General features: G+C 73.6%; 13 protein-coding genes. 9 read left to right on the top strand and 4 right to left on the bottom strand.

The window, feature by feature from the left end:
• Positions 1-2,937 (top strand): hypothetical protein, encoded by a 2,937-nt coding sequence (locus AC1DYZ_RS02450; RefSeq protein WP_477063630.1) that lies wholly within the window; start codon positions 1-3, stop codon positions 2,935-2,937.
• Between the two features lies 1 nt (position 2,938).
• Here the strand turns inward: AC1DYZ_RS02450 and AC1DYZ_RS02445 are convergent, their stop codons facing one another.
• Positions 2,939-6,424, bottom strand: coding sequence for a TM0106 family RecB-like putative nuclease (locus AC1DYZ_RS02445; RefSeq protein ID WP_477063629.1), 3,486 nt, complete (start codon positions 6,422-6,424; stop codon positions 2,939-2,941).
• Positions 6,425-6,476: 52 nt separating this feature from the next.
• On the opposite strand from AC1DYZ_RS02445, the gene AC1DYZ_RS02440 reads away from it, so the two are divergent.
• Complete coding sequence (locus AC1DYZ_RS02440; protein ID WP_477063628.1) at positions 6,477-8,135, top strand: NERD domain-containing protein; 1,659 nt, start codon at positions 6,477-6,479, stop codon at positions 8,133-8,135.
• Positions 8,136-8,156: 21 nt separating this feature from the next.
• On the opposite strand, the gene AC1DYZ_RS02435 is transcribed toward AC1DYZ_RS02440, so the two are convergent.
• Positions 8,157-10,433 carry a DEAD/DEAH box helicase gene (locus AC1DYZ_RS02435; protein WP_477063627.1) on the bottom strand — a complete coding sequence of 759 codons (2,277 nt, stop codon included), beginning with the start codon at positions 10,431-10,433 and terminating at the stop codon, positions 8,157-8,159.
• 137 nt (positions 10,434-10,570) lie between these two features.
• Positions 10,571-10,906 (bottom strand): winged helix-turn-helix transcriptional regulator, encoded by a 336-nt coding sequence (locus AC1DYZ_RS02430; RefSeq protein WP_477063683.1) that lies wholly within the window; start codon positions 10,904-10,906, stop codon positions 10,571-10,573.
• A gap of 148 nt (positions 10,907-11,054) precedes the next feature.
• On the opposite strand from AC1DYZ_RS02430, the gene AC1DYZ_RS02425 reads away from it, so the two are divergent.
• The 6 genes from AC1DYZ_RS02425 (at position 11,055) to AC1DYZ_RS02400 (ending at position 16,535) form a co-directional block, all read left to right on the top strand.
• Complete coding sequence (locus AC1DYZ_RS02425; RefSeq protein ID WP_477063626.1) at positions 11,055-11,906, top strand: SDR family oxidoreductase; 852 nt, start codon at positions 11,055-11,057, stop codon at positions 11,904-11,906.
• Between the two features lie 65 nt (positions 11,907-11,971).
• On the top strand, positions 11,972-13,618 hold the full coding sequence (locus tag AC1DYZ_RS02420; RefSeq protein WP_477063625.1) for an ABC-F family ATP-binding cassette domain-containing protein: 1,647 nt from the start codon (positions 11,972-11,974) through the stop codon (positions 13,616-13,618).
• A 39-nt stretch (positions 13,619-13,657) separates the two neighbouring features.
• Positions 13,658-14,770 (top strand): Gfo/Idh/MocA family protein, encoded by a 1,113-nt coding sequence (locus tag AC1DYZ_RS02415; RefSeq protein WP_477063624.1) that lies wholly within the window; start codon positions 13,658-13,660, stop codon positions 14,768-14,770.
• Positions 14,771-14,809: 39 nt separating this feature from the next.
• A complete protein-coding gene (locus tag AC1DYZ_RS02410) occupies positions 14,810-15,796 on the top strand; it encodes a TIGR03557 family F420-dependent LLM class oxidoreductase (RefSeq protein WP_477063623.1) in 987 nt (328 codons plus the stop codon).
• A gap of 13 nt (positions 15,797-15,809) precedes the next feature.
• Positions 15,810-16,175 carry a hypothetical protein gene (locus AC1DYZ_RS02405; RefSeq protein ID WP_477063622.1) on the top strand — a complete coding sequence of 122 codons (366 nt, stop codon included), beginning with the start codon at positions 15,810-15,812 and terminating at the stop codon, positions 16,173-16,175.
• Positions 16,176-16,178: 3 nt separating this feature from the next.
• Complete coding sequence (locus tag AC1DYZ_RS02400) at positions 16,179-16,535, top strand: nuclear transport factor 2 family protein (RefSeq protein ID WP_477063621.1); 357 nt, start codon at positions 16,179-16,181, stop codon at positions 16,533-16,535.
• 29 nt (positions 16,536-16,564) lie between these two features.
• Here AC1DYZ_RS02400 and AC1DYZ_RS02395 read toward each other — a convergent pair whose 3' ends face one another.
• The gene (locus tag AC1DYZ_RS02395) at positions 16,565-16,972 is read right to left on the bottom strand and encodes an ATP-binding protein (RefSeq protein ID WP_477063620.1); all 408 of its coding nucleotides are present in this window, start codon (positions 16,970-16,972) and stop codon (positions 16,565-16,567) included.
• A 147-nt stretch (positions 16,973-17,119) separates the two neighbouring features.
• On the opposite strand from AC1DYZ_RS02395, the gene AC1DYZ_RS02390 reads away from it, so the two are divergent.
• Positions 17,120-18,214, top strand: coding sequence for a VIT1/CCC1 transporter family protein (locus AC1DYZ_RS02390; RefSeq protein WP_477063619.1), 1,095 nt, complete (start codon positions 17,120-17,122; stop codon positions 18,212-18,214).
• The last annotated feature ends 21 nt before the right edge of the window (positions 18,215-18,235 follow it).

The following is an 18,235-nucleotide window of genomic DNA, read 5'->3' as shown; positions in this document are numbered from 1 at the left end:
ATGCGCACCCTGACCGTCTTCGTCGTCGGCAGCGGGGCTCGCGACACCGCGATCCGCGGGCTCGCCGAGTCGTGGACCGGCGCGGGCATCGTGGAACCGTCGCTGTGGGTCACGCCCGACGACGTGACCGTCCACCCGGCGGGTCCGCCGTCGGTGCGGGCCCGGTTGGTCGACGCGGGCGGCGTCCATCCGGTCGACCTGTTCGAGCACATCGGTCGGTTCCGGCTCGATCTCGTGCGCGTCGTCGTCGGGCACGTGCTGCTCCACGACGCCGGGACCGACCTGACGCTGTCCGCGACGGGCTGCGCGGTCGCCGACGCGATCGAGTCGACCCTCCCGCGCCGCACGGATCTGCACGAGGTCGGCTGCCGGCTGCACCGCTCGGTCGTCGTGCTACCGGTCAGCGGGGCGTTCGGGGCGAACCCGGCCATCTTCCAGGCTCAGTGGGACGTCAATGTCGTCATCTCCCCCGAGGACCGTCCCGACCTCGACCGCGCGAGCGTCTTCGTGCGCTTCCCCGGCAACCTCGACGGCCACGCCGCGGCCGCGCTCGCCGCTCTCGGCGGCATCCTGCGGGGGGTGCCGGACGGCGTGCTCGACGCCCTGACCACCGACTCGAGCGCGCGCGAGGCCGATGCCGTGGTCGCGCGCGTCTCGATCCGTTCGGTCGTCGGCGAGGACATGCTCGACCACCTCGTCGCCGAGGCCCTGGACACGAGCCGTCTCGACCAGACCGGGCCGGCGCCGGTGCTGGCGTGGGCGCGTCCGGCCGCGCGCCCGGACATGATCGCCGCCCAGGCGGCGACGGCGATCCTCGAGTCGCCGGAGTGGGCGCCGACCCAGGAGCGGATCCCGAGCGGGCCGCCGGACCGGTACCGCGGGTTCTGGGCTGCGCTGCGCACGGCCGCCGGGTTCAACGTGCGCACCGTCGGCGCGGTCGGCAGCTGGGTGGTCGCCCGGGTGCGCGGCCGGGCCGAGGCGCGGGCGACCGACGCGATCATCGGCGCCGAGAACGGCATCCTCGTCACGCTCGGCCCGAAGCCGGTCGACGACCTCGCGAACGCGTCGACCCGGCTGCTCGAGCGCGAGCGCGCCCGCATCGACGCCACCACCCGGTTCGAGGCCACCCGGACGATCGCCCCGGTGCCCGCCACGTGGGCGCGGCCGCGGTCGCTGCTCCTCGCTCTGGTCGACGGTGGCGACCTGGACGACTTCCCCGAGCCCCGGCAGGCCGGCCGGCGCGAGCTCCTTCCGCCCAGCGCCGCCGTCGTGCCACCCGGCGCGCACTGGGTCGGTCTCGACGACGAGGTCGTCGCCGCCGACGACCCGATGTCGATGCGCGGGTACCGGACCGATCTCGCCGCCCACCTGGCCGAGGCCAAGGAGGCGGCCGAGGAGGCCGCGGCCGAGCTGGCGGCGGCGCAGGCCGCTCGCGCGGAGTCCGAGAAGGTGCGCGACGCGGCCCGCGCGGCAGCAGCCGCCGCGGCGAAGGCCGCCAAGGCGAAGTCCCGCGCCAAGGCGCAGGACCCGGGCTCCGAGCCTCCCGCCAAAGAAGCGCTACCGGCCGTGCTGCCCGACGACGCCACGCTGGCGGAGCTCGCCGGCGAGCTGGACCGCTGCCGGGAAGCCGTCGCGGCGCTCACGCTCGAGACCGACAGGTACGCGGCCTGGTACGCGGAGATGTCCGGCACCGTGCTCTGGAAGGTCGGTGACGACGTCGCTCACCGACGCGCGGACCTGCAGGTCAGGCTGGACAAGATCGCCGCCCGCAAGCCCAGCACGCCGCCCGCCGAAGCGCTGACGCGCGCCAAGCTGGTGGTCACCCGCTGGTGGCTGTGGACCGTTCCCATCTGGCTCCTCGCCACCGGCGCGTTCGTGTACCTCCGGTACGGGCCGTGGCCGGACGCGATCGCCGACTACGACTTCCCGCTGTCCTCGATGCTCGCGTGCTGCGGCATCCTGCTCGTGGCGGCGCTCGTCCTGCTGGCCGCGGCCAACCACCAGTTCTACAAGGCCGTCCTGACGTACGAGTCGGCGGTCGAGCGCGAGCTGACCCGGATCCACCGGGACCACGCGGAGCTGCTGTACGCCGGCACGGAGCTGGCGCGGCTCGACCTGCTCGACACCCTGCTGCGGGACTGGGTCCGCATCCTCGGCGAGGCGATCCACCGCCCCTGGTCCTCGCCGGAGCGCCGCTTCGACGACCTGCCGGAGGACGTGATCGACGCGCTCCCGGCGGCGATGGGCGTCGCGCGGCAGGCGACCGGCCAGGACGCGATCCCGACGACGACCCTCGTCTCCGCCTACCGCGTGCTGTACCCCGCGCGCTGGGCGTCCCGGAACTTCGACATCGCGTACGAGGCGTTCGAGGCGTCGGAGCCGACCGGCCCGAACGAGGGATACCGCTCGGTCGACCTCGATGCGCTCGACGGTGTCATCAGCCCGCGCAAGCGGCTCCGCGAGTTCTGGTCGTCGGGCGCGGCCCGCGCCGTCCTCACGGAGCACGCGCACCACGACCTGCACCGGGCCGTCCGCGAGGGCGAGCTCGAGCTCCCGACGAGGGTGGTCGGGCGGATCGGTAGGTACGCCGACGGCGAGACCGGGCCGGAGCCGGAGTTCTTCCGGGCCACGGCGACGGAGAGCACGACGTTCTCGACCGACGCCTTCAGCCCGTCCGGGCGGCAGGCCCGTCGGCACTACGTCGAGCGGTCGATCGCGTGGATGCCGACGTCGGCTCGCGGCGAGGTCCGGGAAGACGGCGTGGTCCAGTGGCACGACTGCGCCGGCCCCACGGCGGTCCGGGTGGACGTGTCGCGACGGACGGCCGCGCACGACCTGTCCATGTTCTCGGCCGAGCCAGTCGAGCCGGAGGCCGAGCTCGAGACCCCGGCCGCCGTGACGGTCGAGACCGACCTCGAGGACGTCGCCTGGCACTGAGCTACGCGGGCCCGCACAGCCCGATGAACGCGCCCAGCTCCGCCAGCTGCTCGGGCCTCGTCGGCAGGTAGTCGCTCAGGCGGCGGGAGCGCACGATCACGGCGCACCACTGCGCCCGGGATACCGCGACGTTGAGCCGGTTGCGGTTGAGCAGGAACTCCATGCCGCGCGGCACCTCGTCCGCGGACGACGCGCAGGTGGTGACCAGCACGACGGCGGCCTCCTGGCCCTGGAACTTGTCGACGGTCCCCACCCGGACGCCCACGATGCCGGCGACGTCGAGCGCGCGGCGAACCGTCCACACCTGCGCGTTGTAGGGGGCGACGACGAGGATGTCCGACCCGGCCAGCGGCCGGTCGGTGCCGGTGTGCGGGTCGCTCCAGCGCCGACCCAGCAGCTGCCGCACCTCCTCGACGACGACGGCGGCCTCCTCCGGTGACGACACGGCGTTGCCCTCATGGTCGACCAGCACCGTCCGGACGCCCGGCGCGACCCCGTCGAGCGAGCGGTCGGCGGTGAGCGGGACGGCGGCCAGCCGGTCGTCGTAGGACAGCCGCGACACCGCCGCGCACAGCGTCGGGTGCATCCGCCACGTCCGGTCGAGGAAGTAACCGAGCTCGTCCGGCAACGTGTCGTGGCCCTGGGCGAGCCAGCCGAGCGCCGACCGGTCGACGGGCGCCGGGTGGCGGCCCTGGGTGACCTGGGGGAGCTGTTGCGGGTCGCCCAGGAGCAGCAGGTTCCGCGCGGCCGTCGAGACGGCGACCGTGTCCGCCAGCGAGAACTGCCCGGCCTCGTCGACGACCAGCAGGTCGAACCCGCCGTCGGGGATGCGGTCGCGCGTCGTGAAGTCCCACTTGGTGCCGCCGATGACGAAGCCGCCCGCCTGCTGGGCGTGGAACGCCACGGCGTGCTTGCCGGACGGCAGCGACTGCCACACGGCGTCGTCGGGGTGCTCGTCCTGGGCCTTCTTGCCGATGCGCTCAGGGGCGAGACCGGCGGCGTTGACCGCCCGCAGCATGTTCTCGACGACGGCGTGCGACTGGGCGACGACCGCGACCTTCCAGCCCTGCGCGGCGAGCGCCGCGATGACATGGCCGCCGGTGTAGGTCTTGCCGGTCCCGGGCGGACCCTGCACCGCGAGGTAGGAGCCGTCGAGGTCGAGGACCGCGTCGATGATCGCCTCGGTGACGCCCGTGGCGTCGTCGGGCCGGGGGAGGGGCAGGCCGCTGCGGGTCCGGGGCGGGATCCGGCGCAGCAGGTCGACCACGGGCAGGTTCGGGAGCGTCGGCAGACCGACCGCGACGCCGCTGACCAGCTCCCGGATGGCCTCGACGATGCTCTTCACGCCCGGGCCGGGCGCCGGCGCGAGGGCCATCGGGAGGTCCGGTGAGGGCGTCGCGCCGATGGGCAACCGCTCGCTCACGAGCAGGACGTCACGCGTGCCGGATGCCGAGTCGACGGCGCCGCGCGCGGTGACGTCGAGGATGCCTACGCTCGCCGTCCACCCCCGGTGGCCCGTGCTGGACGTCTGCGCGTAGGCGGGCGGCGGGTCATACAGCGCGCACGCCTTGCCGCCCGCGCGCAGGTCGCTACCGGGCTCGAGCTGACCCGTGAGCCGCAACAGCCGGGCGAACGTCCGCTTGCCGGTGCCGATGTTCCAGTCCTCGACGACCTCGGGCGTGCCCTCCACCAGCAGCGTTCCGCGCGGGTCCATCCACTCGGCGGGGTCGGACTGCAGGCGGTCGAAGTGCGCCCACCAGAACGGCTTGGCCTCGCGGGAGTGGTAGCCGACGGCCGCGGCGAGCATCTCGACGGCCTGGCGGTTGTGCACGTCGGGCAGCGCCTCGGCCTGCGCGAGCAGCCCGACGACGAGCGGATCCTCGTCGGCGGGTTCCTGGGGCTCGGGCGTGGTGTCGCCGGACGGCGCGATGCCCGCCGACGCGCCCTGGGCCAGCAACCAGTCGCGCAGCCGGAGGGTGGAGACGCAGTCGTACCGGTTGTAGTCGGCGATCTGGGCGAGGCGCTCCTGCCAGGCGGTGGCGTTCCCGGCGTCGCGAAGGTCGCAGGCCTCGGCGTACTCGGTGATGGAGTCCGTCGCGGTGGTCACCGCACCCTCGCGGTGCTCGGACCCCATGTACAGCGGCTCGAGCTTCTTCAGCGAGTACGAGTCGCTGCCCACGCGCAGGCCGCGGCGGACGGTCGCGTACAGGTCGACCAGCACGCCGTCGCGCAGCAGCTGGTCGACGGCGTCCTCGCCGACGCCGTGCCGACCGGCCAGCCGCAGCAGTGCCGTCCGCTCGTACGGGGCGTAGTGGTAGACGTGCATGCCCGGGTGGGCGGCGCGGCGGTCGGTGACGTACGCCAGGAAGTCGACGAGCGCCTGCTTCTCCTGCGCGCGGTCGTGCGCCCAGAACGGCCGGAAAGTCCCCGATGCCTCGACCACCCCGAAGAGGTATTCCAGCCCCCAGTCGGCGGGCTGGTCGGCCGGGACGGTGTCGTCGGTCCACAACGGGTCGCCCTCGAAGTCGAAGAAGATGTCACCGGGGTCGGGCGCGGGGAGGTCGCGGACTGCGCCGGCGTCGACGAGCTCGAACACCAGCGGCTCGCTCGCGGTCTCCTGCCGGACCTGCAGCGCCGCCTGCCGGCGAAGGTTGGCCAGCGTGGCGTTGCCGATGCCCGTCACCGGGCCTGCGCTCGAGGCCAGCCGGTCGATGGTGCCGATGCTGGCCGCCGCGAGCCGCGCGCGCTGCGTGGACCGCAGGCCGGCCACCAGGAGCACGTCGCGGTGCGCGGTGACCTCCGTGGCGCACACGTCGCACCGGCCGCACGCGCGGTAGCGGGGGTCGCCCCAGCCGACCGGCGTCGCGGACGCCCGGTGCTCGTCGACCATGTCCTCGAGGCGGGCGCGGCGCTCGCGGTACAGCGGGAGCAGGTCCGCGAGGCGGTGACTGGACCGCGACCGGTCGCCGAGGATCAGGTGCACCTCGGGCGTCGTCGGGATGCCGGCCGTGATGAGCTGGTCGGCGTACGCCGCGAGCTGCAGCAGCGCCGTGACCTTCACGCTCCGCGCGAGCTTGGTGTCGAGCACCGTCCAGCCGTCCGGCTCCCGCACGACGAAGTCGGCCCAGCCGGTGAACCGGCCGTCGAAGAACCCGGCCTGGTACACGACGTCCGTGGCCGGGGAGCCGAGAGCAGCGAGCGTCGAGGCGTGCACGCCTTCCAGCGCGGCCCGCTCGGAGGCGGCGTCGTACCGCGGTCGGGCGATCGTGACGACGCGGTGCGAGGCCTGGTACGCCTGCAGGACCCGGTTCTCGTGCGCCGTGCCGAGGGTGGAGACCCGCTCGAGCATCGCGTCTGAGGCGATCGGCGCGGGCTCCGCGAGGCCGAGCCGCCCGTCGAGGTTGCGCAGCACGGCGAACTCGCAGGCGGCGGCGTTGGCGAGGTCGCTCGGCGAGAGCACCAGACCGCCGTCGTCGAGAAGGAACATGCCGCGAGGGTAGAGCCCTCCGGGGACACCGCTCGTGCGCTAGACACGTCCCATGCCCCGCCTCTACCCCGCGGACCCGCCGTTCCGCGACGACGTCGGCGCCGAGCGCGTCGTGTGGGAGGCGTTGCGCGACCAGCTGCCCGACGACGTCGCGCTGTTCGCCGGGGTCGGCCTGCAGGACGGGTCGACCGAGCGCGAGATCGACCTGCTCGTCGCGTGGCCGGGCGTCGGGCTGGCGGTGATCGAGGTCAAGGGCGGGCACGTCACGCGCGAGGACGGTGCGTGGTGGCAGGGCTCGGGGCCTCGTCGGCACGAGATCGACCCGGTGCACCAGGTGCAGGACGCCCGGCACGTGCTGCACCAGCTCCTGCTGCGGTACGGGCTCGACGCCGCCCGGGCGCGCTCGGCGCACGTCGTCGCGCTCCCGCACGTGTACGTGGCCCAGGACTGGGCGGCCCCCGAGCTGCCGCGGACGATGCTGATGGACCGCAACGACGTCGGGAGCGCCGCCGGGCTGGTGAAGCACGCGATCGACCTGCACGGGGCAGGGTTCGCGCCCCTCGACGAGTCCGCGATGGACGGGCTCGTCGAGTTCCTCGCGGGTAGCTTCCCGTCGCAGGTCGAGATCCTGGCCACGGCCGCGGAGTTCGAGGACCATCTCGACCACCTGACCCAGGACCAGGCCCGCATGCTCGACCACCTCGCGTACTTCAACCGGCTGCAGGTGGTCGGCGGCGCAGGCACGGGCAAGACGTGGCTCGCGCTGGAGCAGGCCCGCCGACGAGCGGCAGCGGGGGAGCGGGTGGCTCTGCTGTGCTACTCGCGCGGCCTCGGTCGCTACCTCCAGCGGATCACGCAGACCTGGAAGCCCAAGGAGCGGCCGGCGTTCGTCGGCCTCTTCCACGACCTGCCCGTCGAGTGGGGCGCGGAGCAGGGTGCCGACGACGACGTCGACTACTTCGAGCGCGTGCTGCCTGCCCGCCTGGGCGAGCTGGCCGACGCCCGGCCGCGCGCGCAGCTGTTCGACACCGTGGTCGTCGACGAGGCCCAGGACTTCGGGGAGCAGTGGTGGCCGTCGTTGGTCCGGTGCCTGCGTGACCCGGAGAACGGCGGCCTCTTCGTGTTCCTCGACGAGGCGCAGCGGGTGTTCGGCCGCGACGGCGTCGCCCCCATCGTCACGCCACCGATCGCGCTCGACGAGAACCTGCGCTCCACCAAGCAGATCGCCCAGCTGTGCGGATCGCTGCGCGACGGCGTGACCCGGCCGCGGGGCATGGACGGCGCCCCGGTGCGCATCGTCGACGTGCCCTACGAGCACGCGATCGAGGCGGCCGACGACATGGTGGACACGCTGCTCGACGAGGGCTGGCTGCCCGGGCAGGTCGCGCTGCTCGCGACGGGATCGCGGCACCCGCTGCAGGTCGAGCTGGTCAGCGGTTCCGGCCACGCTGGGTACTGGGACGGGTTCTTCGCCGGCGAGGACGTGTTCTACGGGCACGTGCTCGGATTCAAGGGCCTCGAGCGGACCGTCGTGATCCTGGCCGTCAACGGCTTCCGGGACCTGGAGCGCGCCCGGACGATGCTCTACACCGGCCTGTCGCGGGCGCGCATGCTGCTCGTGGTCGTCGGGCCGCGCAGCGAGATCGAGCGCATCGGCGGCGAGGGCGTGCGCAAGCGGCTCGAGCGGGCGGAGGTCTGGCGGCCCGGGTAGGCGGCCTGCCTCGCCATCACCCTAGGCGCCGACGAACCAGGCGGCGATGGCGGCGCCGGAGCTGCCGACGTCGAAGGTGCGCACCTCGGTGGCGACCTCGACGAGCTCCTCCAGGTGTCCCTCGCCGGTGCCGCGCGCTGGATCCTCGATGGTTCCGCGCGCGTAGACCACGATCCCCGCCGGGAGGCGGGTGGCCTGCGTCGGATGCAGGATCGGGCTCATCCGCTGGACCGACTGCCGGGTCGACCGGCTGCCCGCGAGCACCACGACCACGTCGACGGGCGGCAGGTCGAGGCCCTCGTCGAGCACCTTGGGTGCTGTCAGGGCCCTGAGGCTGCCGTCCCGGAACGAGCGCAGGCTCGACCGGCGGGTCTCGAGGCCGTGGTGCACGACGTCGGTGGCGACGCCCGCGGTCCGGAGCCGGGTGGCGGCCGACTCGGCGTCGTCCTTGGTGTGCGTGAAGACGACGCTGTGCGTCGACCGGGCGACGGTCGGCGCGAGGAGGGCGAGGGCGTCGAGCTTGGCCGACGACGTCGCGAGCAGGTCGCGGCGCGTGCTCACAGCGCGCAGGTACGCGCTGGCGTCGGCGGCCGCGGCGCTGTTCTCCTGCCAGCGACCCTGGAGGCCCTTGACGTCGTCGACGAACGCTCCGGCCCGGCACCCGTGCACCTGAGCCAGCCGGGCGGCGAGCTGGTCGATCTGCGCCGACAGCGCGTCGTGCTCGGCCTGCTCGGCCGCGTCGAGGTCGACGGGGACGAACGCCAGCCGGAAGCGCGCGAGCACGCCCTCCTTGCGGCCGCGGCGCAGTTCGCAGCCGTCGAGCACGGTGCCGAAGTAAGGCAGCAGGATCTCGTCGACCCCCGCATCCAGGCGCTCCACCGACGACGTCAGGCCGAGCCGCGCCCCGAACTCGCGCCGCAGCGTCTCGGCCGGTCGCGCCGTCCCGTACTTGTGCACCGCGTCGGCGACGAGCAGGCCCGCGCCGTGCTGTAGGAGGTCTTGCCCGAACGCCGCGCTGACCAGCGAGACCAGCACGTCGCAGTCGTCGAACGTGTGCGTCCAACCGTCCCCGCGCCGCCCGAGCGACAGGCCCGGCAGCTGGATCTCGAACGTGCTGAACCACTGCTCCATCAGGTCCGTCGTGGGCACGAGCACCAGGACCTTCTCGCCGCGCGTCAGGGCGTCCCACGTCGCGAGGACGCCGACGGTCGCGCGCCCTTGTGCGCTGACCGCCTCGACGATCCCGCGTCGGTCCGTGGACAACCACGCGTCGAGCACGTCCTTCTGCCAGCGGCGAAGCTGCGGGCCGACGTAGCGGACCTCTCCGCCCGGAGCGAGCGGCCCACGGTCGGTGCCCGTCTCTTCGACGACGGCGGGCGATGCCGGGGAGACCGCTGCCGACGGGGTCGTCTCCACGGGGGTGGCCGGATCGTCGACGACGAACGCGTGGTGGGTCGCCTCGACCACGACGGCCTCTGGGGTCGCCACGAGCTCGCCCTTCGCGACGGCGATGGTCGGCTCGCTCACGGGTGGCTCAGGATCCGTGACAGGAACGTCGACGGGGGCCGGGACGGGAGCTGGCCTCGGCACGCGTTGCGCGAGCGGCCGGGCCGGCGCAGCGACGACCGGGGGCGTGGCGGCAGGGCGCGCGACGACCGGCGCAGCGACCACCGGGACCGAGACCGAGGCGGTCGAGACGGGAAGGGTGTGCGGGACCCAGGTGGGCGCGGGTGCGGCACCCTTCGGAACCCACACCGGAGGCGCCGAGACCGGCGCCGCCGGCATGGCATCGGCCGGCTCGACCGGCGCCAGGGCACGGGCGAGCACGGGGACGCGGACGGGCAGCGCAGGAAGCGTCCGAACGGGTCGCGCGACGGGCGGGGTGACCATCGCGGCCTCAGGTGTCGGCGCCGCCGCAGGATGCCCCGGGAGCCGCACTGGCGGTCGGCCGCCGAAGGCGCTCGCGGGCAGGATCCCGCCCGGCGTGGCCGCCGGTTCGGGCGCTCGGACCGGTGCCCGATCACCGAACGACGCGGCCGGCGCGAGCACGGGCATCGCGGGGTGGTGCGGCGCGGGGACGTTCGCGAGCGGTGCGGGCTGGCCGGTGCCCAGGGCGCGCCAGCGCGGTGGAGTTCCGCCGTCGTTGCGGAGGCGCGGGTCGCGGTGCAGCAGCTGGCCGACCTCGACCACGCCGAGCCCGTGGTGACCCGATCGCGCGAGAGCGTCGACGAGCTCGCCGGCGGTCTGCTGCGGCTGCGCACTGAGGGCCGCGTGCAGCACGTCGCTCGGCGTGGACACGGCAGCCCTCCCTCGGTCTTGACCTGCACGGATGCGGGCGCACGGCACCCTACGACTGTTGTCGGCATCGTTGCGGCCGGAGTTCAGTCGCGCGGGCGAACTCGTGTCGCCGACCCGGGAAATCCGCGGGTCTGGCGTCAGGCGGGCGCGACGATCTCGTCGGCGTTGTCGACGATCCACTCCATGAGCGGCAGCAGCCGGGCGACCAGCTCGGTGCCCCGCGGCGTCAGGGAGTAGTCGACGCGCGGCGGGATGCTCGGCGTGACCTCGCGGTGCACGATGCCGTCGGCCTCGAGCGTCCGCAGTGTCTGGGCGAGCATCTTCTCGCTGATGCCCTCGACGATCCGGCGCAGCTCGCCCCAGCGCATCGTCCGCTCGGAGAGGGCGACCAGCAGCAGGACGCCCCACTTGCTGGTCACGTGGTCGAGGACGATCCGCGACGGGCACGCTGCGGGCAGGATCCCGTCGGTCATCAGTCGGTCCAGGGCGCTGACCTCGTTGCTCACCGTCACGTGCGTACCTTACGCCGAAGTGGGTACCGACGATCGGGAAGGTTCGGGTGCGTGCCCCCGTTGCCGCAGACGACAAGCACGACCGTCTCGAAGAGAGCAGGAACCACTCATGTCCGTCGTCGTCACCGGTGCCACCGGCCACCTTGGCCGTCTGATCGTCGCGAACCTGCTCGCGGGCGGCCTGCCGGCCCACCAGATCGTCGCGACGGGCCGCCGCACCGAACGGCTCGCGGACCTCGACGTCCGCTCCGCCGCTGCCGACTACGGGGACGCGGCTGCGCTGGCCGCGGCGTTCGAGGGTGCCGAGACCGTCGTCCTGGTCTCCGGCAGCGAGCCGGGCGTGCGGGTGGCCCAGCACGGCGCCGTCATCGACGCGGCGAAGGCCGCCGGCGTGCGTCGCCTCGTCTACACCAGTGCCCCCCACGCGGACACGAGCGCCCTGGCCCTCGCTCCCGACCACAAGGCCACGGAGGAGCTGGTGCAGGCCTCCGGGCTGGCGTGGACCATCGTCCGCAACAACTGGTACACGGAGAACTACGTCGGCGCGCTCGAGCAGGCGCGGACCACGGGCGTCCTGCTCTCGAGCACCGGCGACGGCCGCGTGGCCAGCGCATCGCGCGACGACTACGCGGCGGGCGCGGCGGCCGTGGCGCTCGGCGAGGGCCACGAGGGGCGGGTCTACGAGCTCAGCGGCGACGTCGCGTGGTCGTTCGACGAGCTCGCGGACGCCATGGCGACCATCCTCGGGACGCCGGTGGTGAACAAGCAGGTCTCGTTCGACGAGCACCGGGCGATCCTGGTCGACGCGGGGCTCGACGAAGGGACCGCTGGATTCCTCGCGACCTTGGACGCCGACATCCGCCGCGGTGACCTGGCGGACGCGACCCCCGACCTGCGGACCCTCATCGGCCGCCCGACGACGCCTCTGGTCGACGGGCTGCGCGCAGCAGCCGGGCAGTAAGACGGGGCGGACCAGCGGCCTGACCGCGTACGGTCGCACCTCCGCCGAGCAAGGAGAATGACCGCATGACCGCCACTGTGCAGGCCAAGGGAGTCGGGGCCGGCTTCGGCGATCGCGAGCTGTTCTCCGGGGTCGACCTCGTCGTCGCGCCCGGCGACGTCATCGGGCTCGTCGGCCCCAACGGCGCCGGGAAGTCCACGCTGCTGCGGATCCTCGGGGGGATCCGACCGCCCGACACCGGCAGCGTCGCCGTCTCGCCGGCCCACGCGCAGCTGGGGTTCCTCGCGCAGGAGATCGAGCGCCTGGACGGGGAGTCGGTGCGCGCCCACCTCGAACGCCGCACKGGCGTCGCGCCCGCGCAGCGGGACATGGATGCGGCGGCGGAGGCGCTGGGCGCGGGGGAGGACGGGGCCGACGACGCCTTCTCCGAGGCGCTCGAGCGGTGGCTCTCGCTCGGCGGCGCCGACCTCGGGGCGCGCCTGGGCACGGTGACCGACGACCTCGGCCTGACGGTCGACCTCGACCACCCCATGACGGCGTTGTCGGGCGGCCAGGCCGCGCGGGTCGGCCTGGCCGCGCTGCTGCTGTCGCGCTACGACCTCTACCTGCTCGACGAGCCGACCAACGACCTCGACGCCGCCGGCCTGGACCGGCTCGAGGAGTTCGTCGACCGGTCGGAGGCCGCGATCGTCGTCGTGAGCCACGACCGCGAGTTCCTCAGCCGCACCGTCACGGCCGTCGTCGAGATCGACCGCAGCCTGCAGCGCGTGTCCACGTACGGCGGCAGCTACGACTCCTACCTGGAGGAGCGCTCGATCGCCCGCCGCCGCGCGCGGGAGGCGTACGAGGGGTACTCGTCGCGGCTCGATGCCCTCAACGCGCGCGCCCGCATGCAGCGCGCGTGGATGGAGAAGGGCGTGCGCAACGCCCGCCGTAAGGCGTCGGACAACGACAAGCACGTGAAGCACCACCGCGGCGAGACGTCGGAGAAGCAGGCGGCCAAGGCGCGGCAGACCGACAAGATGATCGCGCGGCTGGACGTGGTGGAGGAGCCGCGCAAGGAGTGGCAGCTCCAGATGACGATCGCCGCCGCGGGTCGCTCGGGGGCCGTCGTCGCGGTGGCCCGGCACGCCGTGGTGACTCGCGGTGGCTTCACGCTCGGGCCCGTCGACCTGCAGCTCGACTGGAGGGACCGTGTGGCGGTCACCGGCCCCAACGGCGCGGGCAAGTCGACCCTGCTGGCGCTGCTGCTCGGTCGGCTGCAGCCCACATCCGGCGCGGTCGACCTGGGCTCCGGCGTGCTCGTCGGCGAGGTCGACCAGGCCCGCCGCGCGTTCGAGGGCGACGAGCCGCTGGGCGACGCGTTCGCCCGCGAGGTCCCCGACTGGCCCACCGCGGATGTCCGCACGCTGCTGGCCAAGTTCGGCCTGGGCGGCCACCACATCCACCGGCCCGCGTCGTCGCAGTCGCCCGGCGAGCGCACCCGCGCGGCCCTGGCGCTCCTGCAGGCCCGCGGCGTCAATCTGCTGGTCCTCGACGAGCCGACCAACCACCTGGACCTGCCCGCGATCGAGCAGCTGGAGTCGGCGCTGGACACGTTCGACGGGACGATCCTGCTGGTCACGCACGACCGCCGGATGCTGGAGACCGTCCGGCTGACCCGCCGCTGGCACGTCGAGGACGGCCAGGTCACCGAGGTCACGGCGGACTAGTCTCGACGCGCACGCATCCCCCGACGACGAGGACAGCGCATGACGCAGCAGGGACCCATCCGGTTCGGCGTGGTCGGCAGCGGGTGGCGGGCGGAGTTCTTCGTCCGGATGGCCCGCCTGATGCCCGACCGGTTCCAGGTGACCGGCGTGGTGACGCGGTCCGCACTGCGCGGGGCGGAGGTCGAGGAGGCGTGGGGCGTCCCGACGGTCCGGACCATCGAGGAGCTGGTCACGGGCGCGGTCCCGGACGGCGGCACCGACCGGCCCGAGTTCGTCGTGGTCTCGGTCCCGTGGCCCGTGACCCCGGAGGTGACCGCTGAGCTGGTGTCCCTCGGGATCCCCGTGCTGGCCGAGACGCCGCCCGCGCCCGACGCCGAGGGGCTCCGGGAGCTGTGGGCCGAGGTCGGCTCGTCGGGCCTGGTGCAGGTGGCCGAGCACAGCCCTGCGATGCCGTCCCACGTGGCCCGGATCGCCGCGGTCGAGGACGGCCTGATCGGGACGCCGACGAGCGTACAGATCAGCTCGACCCATCTGTACCACGCCGTCGGACTCATCAGGCGGCTGCTCGACGCGGGCCGCGGCGAGGTCGTCGTGAAGGCCTCGGTGTTCAACGCGCCGCTTGTCGGCCCCCTCGCCCGCGACGGCTGGACGGGGGCGACGGAGCCCGTCGACTCCTGGAACATCCTCGCCACGCTCGACTTCGGGAACGGCCGCAGCGCGCTGTACGACTTCACGGACAACCAGTGGCACAACCCGCTGCGCACCAACCGGATCGTCATCCGCGGGACGCACGGCGAGATCGTCGACGACACGGTCACCCGCTGGGTCGACGAGCGCACAGTGGTCAGCTCACCGATCGTCCGCCGCGTCACCGGCCTCGAGCAGAACCTGGACGGGTTCGACCTGGAGCACCTGAGCCTGGACGGCCGGGTGCTCTACCGGAACCCGTTCCAGGGCGCCCGGCTGGCCGACGACGACATCGCCGTGGCCTCCCTGATCGACGCGACCGGCGCGTGGGTGCGCGGCGACGGACCGCCGCCGTACCCGCTGGCCGACGGCTGCCAGGACCACCTGCTCGGCCTGGCGATCGAGGAGGCCGGCCGCACGGGCGTCACGGTGCGCACCGAGCGCGAGGCCTGGGCCGACGCCTGACGGGATGCGAGGCGGTGGCAGGAGTGCGACCGTCGATCGGTGACACGTTTCGGCTACACCCTCATGACCGAGCAGTCCGGACCGAAGGACCTGGTCCGCTACTCCCTCGCCGCTGAGCGCCTCGGGTTCGACTTCGAGGTGTCGAGCGACCACTACTTCCCCTGGCTCGACGAGCAGGGCCATGCGCCGTACGCCTGGACGCTGCTGGGCGCGGTCGCCCAGGCGACCGAGCGCGTCGAGCTCATGACCTACGTGACCTGCCCCACCGTCCGGTACCACCCAGCCGTCGTCGCGCAGAAGGCCGCGACGCTCGGGGTGCTCTCCGACGGTCGGTTCCAGCTCAACGTCGGCGCGGGGGAGAACCTCAACGAGCACGTGGTCGGCGAGCGCTGGCCCGCGGTCGGTGAGCGGCAGGACATGCTCGAGGAGGCGATCGAGATCATCCGCTCGCTGCTCACCGGCGACCGCGTCAACTTCGCCGGCGACTTCTTCCAGGTGGACTCCGCCAAGGTCTGGGACCTCCCCGACGAGCCGATCCAGATCGGCGCCGCCGTGTCGGGCCCGGACTCGATCGAGCGGTTCGCCACCCTGGCCGACCACCTCGTCGCTGTCGAGCCCGACGCCGACGCCATCCGGCACTGGGACGACGCCCGCGGGCACACGCTGCCCGAGTCGCGCAAGATCGGGCAGATCCCCATCAGCTGGGACCCGGACCGGGACGTGGCGATCGCCCGCGCGCACGAGCAGTTCCGCTGGTTCGCGGGCGGCTGGAAGGTGAACGCCGACCTGCCGACCACGGAGGCGTTCGACGCGGCCAGCCAGTTCGTGCGGCCGTCCGACGTGGCCGAGCAGATCCCGTGCGGCCCGGACCTGGACGCCGTGGTCGAGGCCGTCTCCGCGTACTGGGAGGCCGGCTTCACCGACATCGCGCTCGTGCAGGTGGGCGACGAGCGGCAGGACGAGTTCCTGTCGACGGCCGCCGGACCGCTGCTCGAGAAGCTCCGCGCCGCCGCCCCCACCGACTGAGAGGACGATCGACATGGCTGTGACCGCATTCGGCGACCTTCCCCTGGCCGACCGCGACCGCGCGTGGGACGGCGACGCCGCCGAGAAGCGCGTGCGGGCGTGGGCGAAGGCCGAGGACGAGCCCAACGAGAAGTACCGGGACGCGCACGTCTGGTACGACGCCGACTCCAAGGAGAACTTCACCGCCTACAAGCTGCTCATCGCCGACGTCATCGACGGGAAGCTCACTGCCGTACCGCGCGGCGTCTTCGCGGCCGCCGCGGTGATGCAGGGCTCCCGCGGCGGGGTCGACGTCCCGGACAAGGACCGTGACCGCATCAAGAGCCACCTGGCGAAGTACTACGCGAAGCTCGACGAGACGCCACCCTGGGAGGACTGAACCATGCCGGACCCGCTGGACTCCCTGATGCGCGCGAACCTGCTGGAGGTCTTCGGCGAGCATGACCCGGACCGTCGGCTGGAGGCGATCCGTCGGACCTACACGCAGGACGTGGTGTTCGCCGACGGAGACGGCCAGCTCCAGGGCCACGACGCGTTGAACGCCAAGGCCCAAGGGATCCTCGACGGCGCCCCCGACTTCGTCTTCCGACCGGCGGGGGCCGTCTACCAGGTCCAGGACCTCGGTTACCTGGCGTGGGAGCTCGGCCCGGCGGGCGGGGGTCCGGTGGTCAGCGGCGTGGACATGGGCTTCGTCCGCGACGGGCGGCTGGCGCGGGTCTACACGGTCGTCTTTCGGTGACCTGACGCTGCGGACCGCCGCGTCAGCGCTCAGCGGCCGAAGCGGTCCAGCTCGCTGATGTCGTCGTGCCGCAGCTCGAACCAGACTGCCTTGGCGGCGTCGCCCTGCTCCTCGGAAGTGCCCCAGCTCGACGCCAGCTTGTCGACGAACATCACACCGCGGCCGCCGAGCGCCGTCGGCGGCGGGTTGCGGACCACGGGCACCTCGCGGACGCCGTCGGTGACCTCGACGCGGGTGCGCTCGTCGTCGACGTGCACGCGCAGCACCACGGGCGGGTCGGCGTGCGCGACCGCGTTGGTCACCAGCTCGCTGACCAGCAGGACGAGCAGCTCGAGGCGCCCGTCGTCGACCCCCGCCTCGCTCAGTCGGTCCCGTGCCCAGTGGCGCGCGGGCGCGATCGCGGAGAGCGCGGGTGCCACGGCCGTCTCGGCGTACATCGGGAGCCTCCCGGAGAGTGGAACGGGGACGAAGCCCGCCATGGGCATCCGTCGGTTCACGCCACGGTTCTGCACATCCGATGATTCGGCAACCTGAACACCGCTCTGAAGCCCGATTCGGGTCCGCACGGCTGCGACCATGGAGCAGTGCCAACCCCCACCACCGCCCGTCAGAGCCCCTCGAGATCCCAGATCCGGCGCTGGCGCAAGTACCTTGCCGACGAGCGCGCCGAGGCCGCGGTCTACCGCGACATCGCGTCCCGGCGCACGGGCGAGGAGCGCGAGATCCTGCTCGCGCTCGCCGAGGCCGAGGGCCGGCACGAGCAGCACTGGCTCGATCTTCTCGGTGACGACGTCGGCAGGCCCCTGCAAGGCGACTTCCGCACGCGCACGCTCGGGGTGCTGGCTCGCCGGTTCGGTTCCGTCTTCGTCCTGGCACTCGCGCAGCGGGCGGAGGCGCGGTCGGGGTACGACGACGACGAGGACGCCACCCCGGCCATGGCCGCCGACGAGGCCATCCACGAGGAGGTCGTGCGCGGCCTGGCGACACGCGGGCGCAACCGCATCTCGGGGACGTTCCGGGCGGCGGTGTTCGGCGCCAACGACGGACTGGTGAGCAACCTCGCCCTGGTGCTCGGCATCGGCGCGAGCGGCGCGTCGACGGCGGCCGTGCTGCTCACGGGCCTGGCGGGACTCCTCGCGGGCGCGCTGTCCATGGGTGCCGGCGAGTACGTGTCGGTCCGGTCGCAGCGCGAGCTGCTCGAGGCGTCCCGGCCCGGGCAGGCCGCCCGGGCAGCGCTGCCGCACCTCGACGTCGACGCCAACGAGCTCGCGCTGGTCTACCGCGCCCGGGGCATGGAGCCCGACGAGGCGCAGGCCCGCGCCGACGAGGTGCTGGCGTCGCTGGACCACGCCGACGCGCTCGCCGACCCCGCCGCCGAGGAGGAGGTCGACGAGCACGAGTCCGTCGGCACCGCGGTCGGCGCCTCGGCGGCGAGCTTCTGCTTCTTCGCGTCCGGCGCGGCCATCCCGGTCCTGCCGTACCTGCTCGGCGCCGAGGGGATCGTCGCCGTCGCGTGGGCCTCGTTCCTGGTCGGGCTCGCGCTGCTGGCCACGGGCGCCACGGTGGGTGTGCTCTCCGGGGCGTCGCCGGCCAAGCGTGCGCTGCGGCAGCTGGCCATCGGGTACGGCGCCGCCGCGGCGACCTACCTGCTCGGGCTGGCCTTCGGGGGCGTCGTCTAGCCCCTCCGCGTTCGCCATGTG

Source organism: Cellulomonas sp. P1_C4, from assembly GCF_056406355.1.
This window is presented reverse-complemented; position numbering and strand designations above follow the sequence as displayed.

Bases quoted from the DNA above. Each gene is read 5' to 3' on its own strand.
- AC1DYZ_RS02445 (WP_477063629.1), bottom strand. From the start codon at position 6,424: ATGTTCCTTCTCGACGACGGCGGTCTGGTGCTCTCGCCGAGCGACCTC.
- AC1DYZ_RS02450 (WP_477063630.1), top strand. From the start codon at position 1: ATGCGCACCCTGACCGTCTTCGTCGTCGGCAGCGGGGCTCGCGACACC.
- AC1DYZ_RS02415 (WP_477063624.1), top strand. From the start codon at position 13,658: ATGACGCAGCAGGGACCCATCCGGTTCGGCGTGGTCGGCAGCGGGTGG.
- AC1DYZ_RS02400 (WP_477063621.1), top strand. From the start codon at position 16,179: ATGCCGGACCCGCTGGACTCCCTGATGCGCGCGAACCTGCTGGAGGTC.
- AC1DYZ_RS02440 (WP_477063628.1), top strand. From the start codon at position 6,477: ATGCCCCGCCTCTACCCCGCGGACCCGCCGTTCCGCGACGACGTCGGC.
- AC1DYZ_RS02425 (WP_477063626.1), top strand. From the start codon at position 11,055: ATGTCCGTCGTCGTCACCGGTGCCACCGGCCACCTTGGCCGTCTGATC.
- AC1DYZ_RS02395 (WP_477063620.1), bottom strand. From the start codon at position 16,972: ATGTACGCCGAGACGGCCGTGGCACCCGCGCTCTCCGCGATCGCGCCC.
- AC1DYZ_RS02405 (WP_477063622.1), top strand. From the start codon at position 15,810: ATGGCTGTGACCGCATTCGGCGACCTTCCCCTGGCCGACCGCGACCGC.
- AC1DYZ_RS02430 (WP_477063683.1), bottom strand. From the start codon at position 10,906: ATGACCGACGGGATCCTGCCCGCAGCGTGCCCGTCGCGGATCGTCCTC.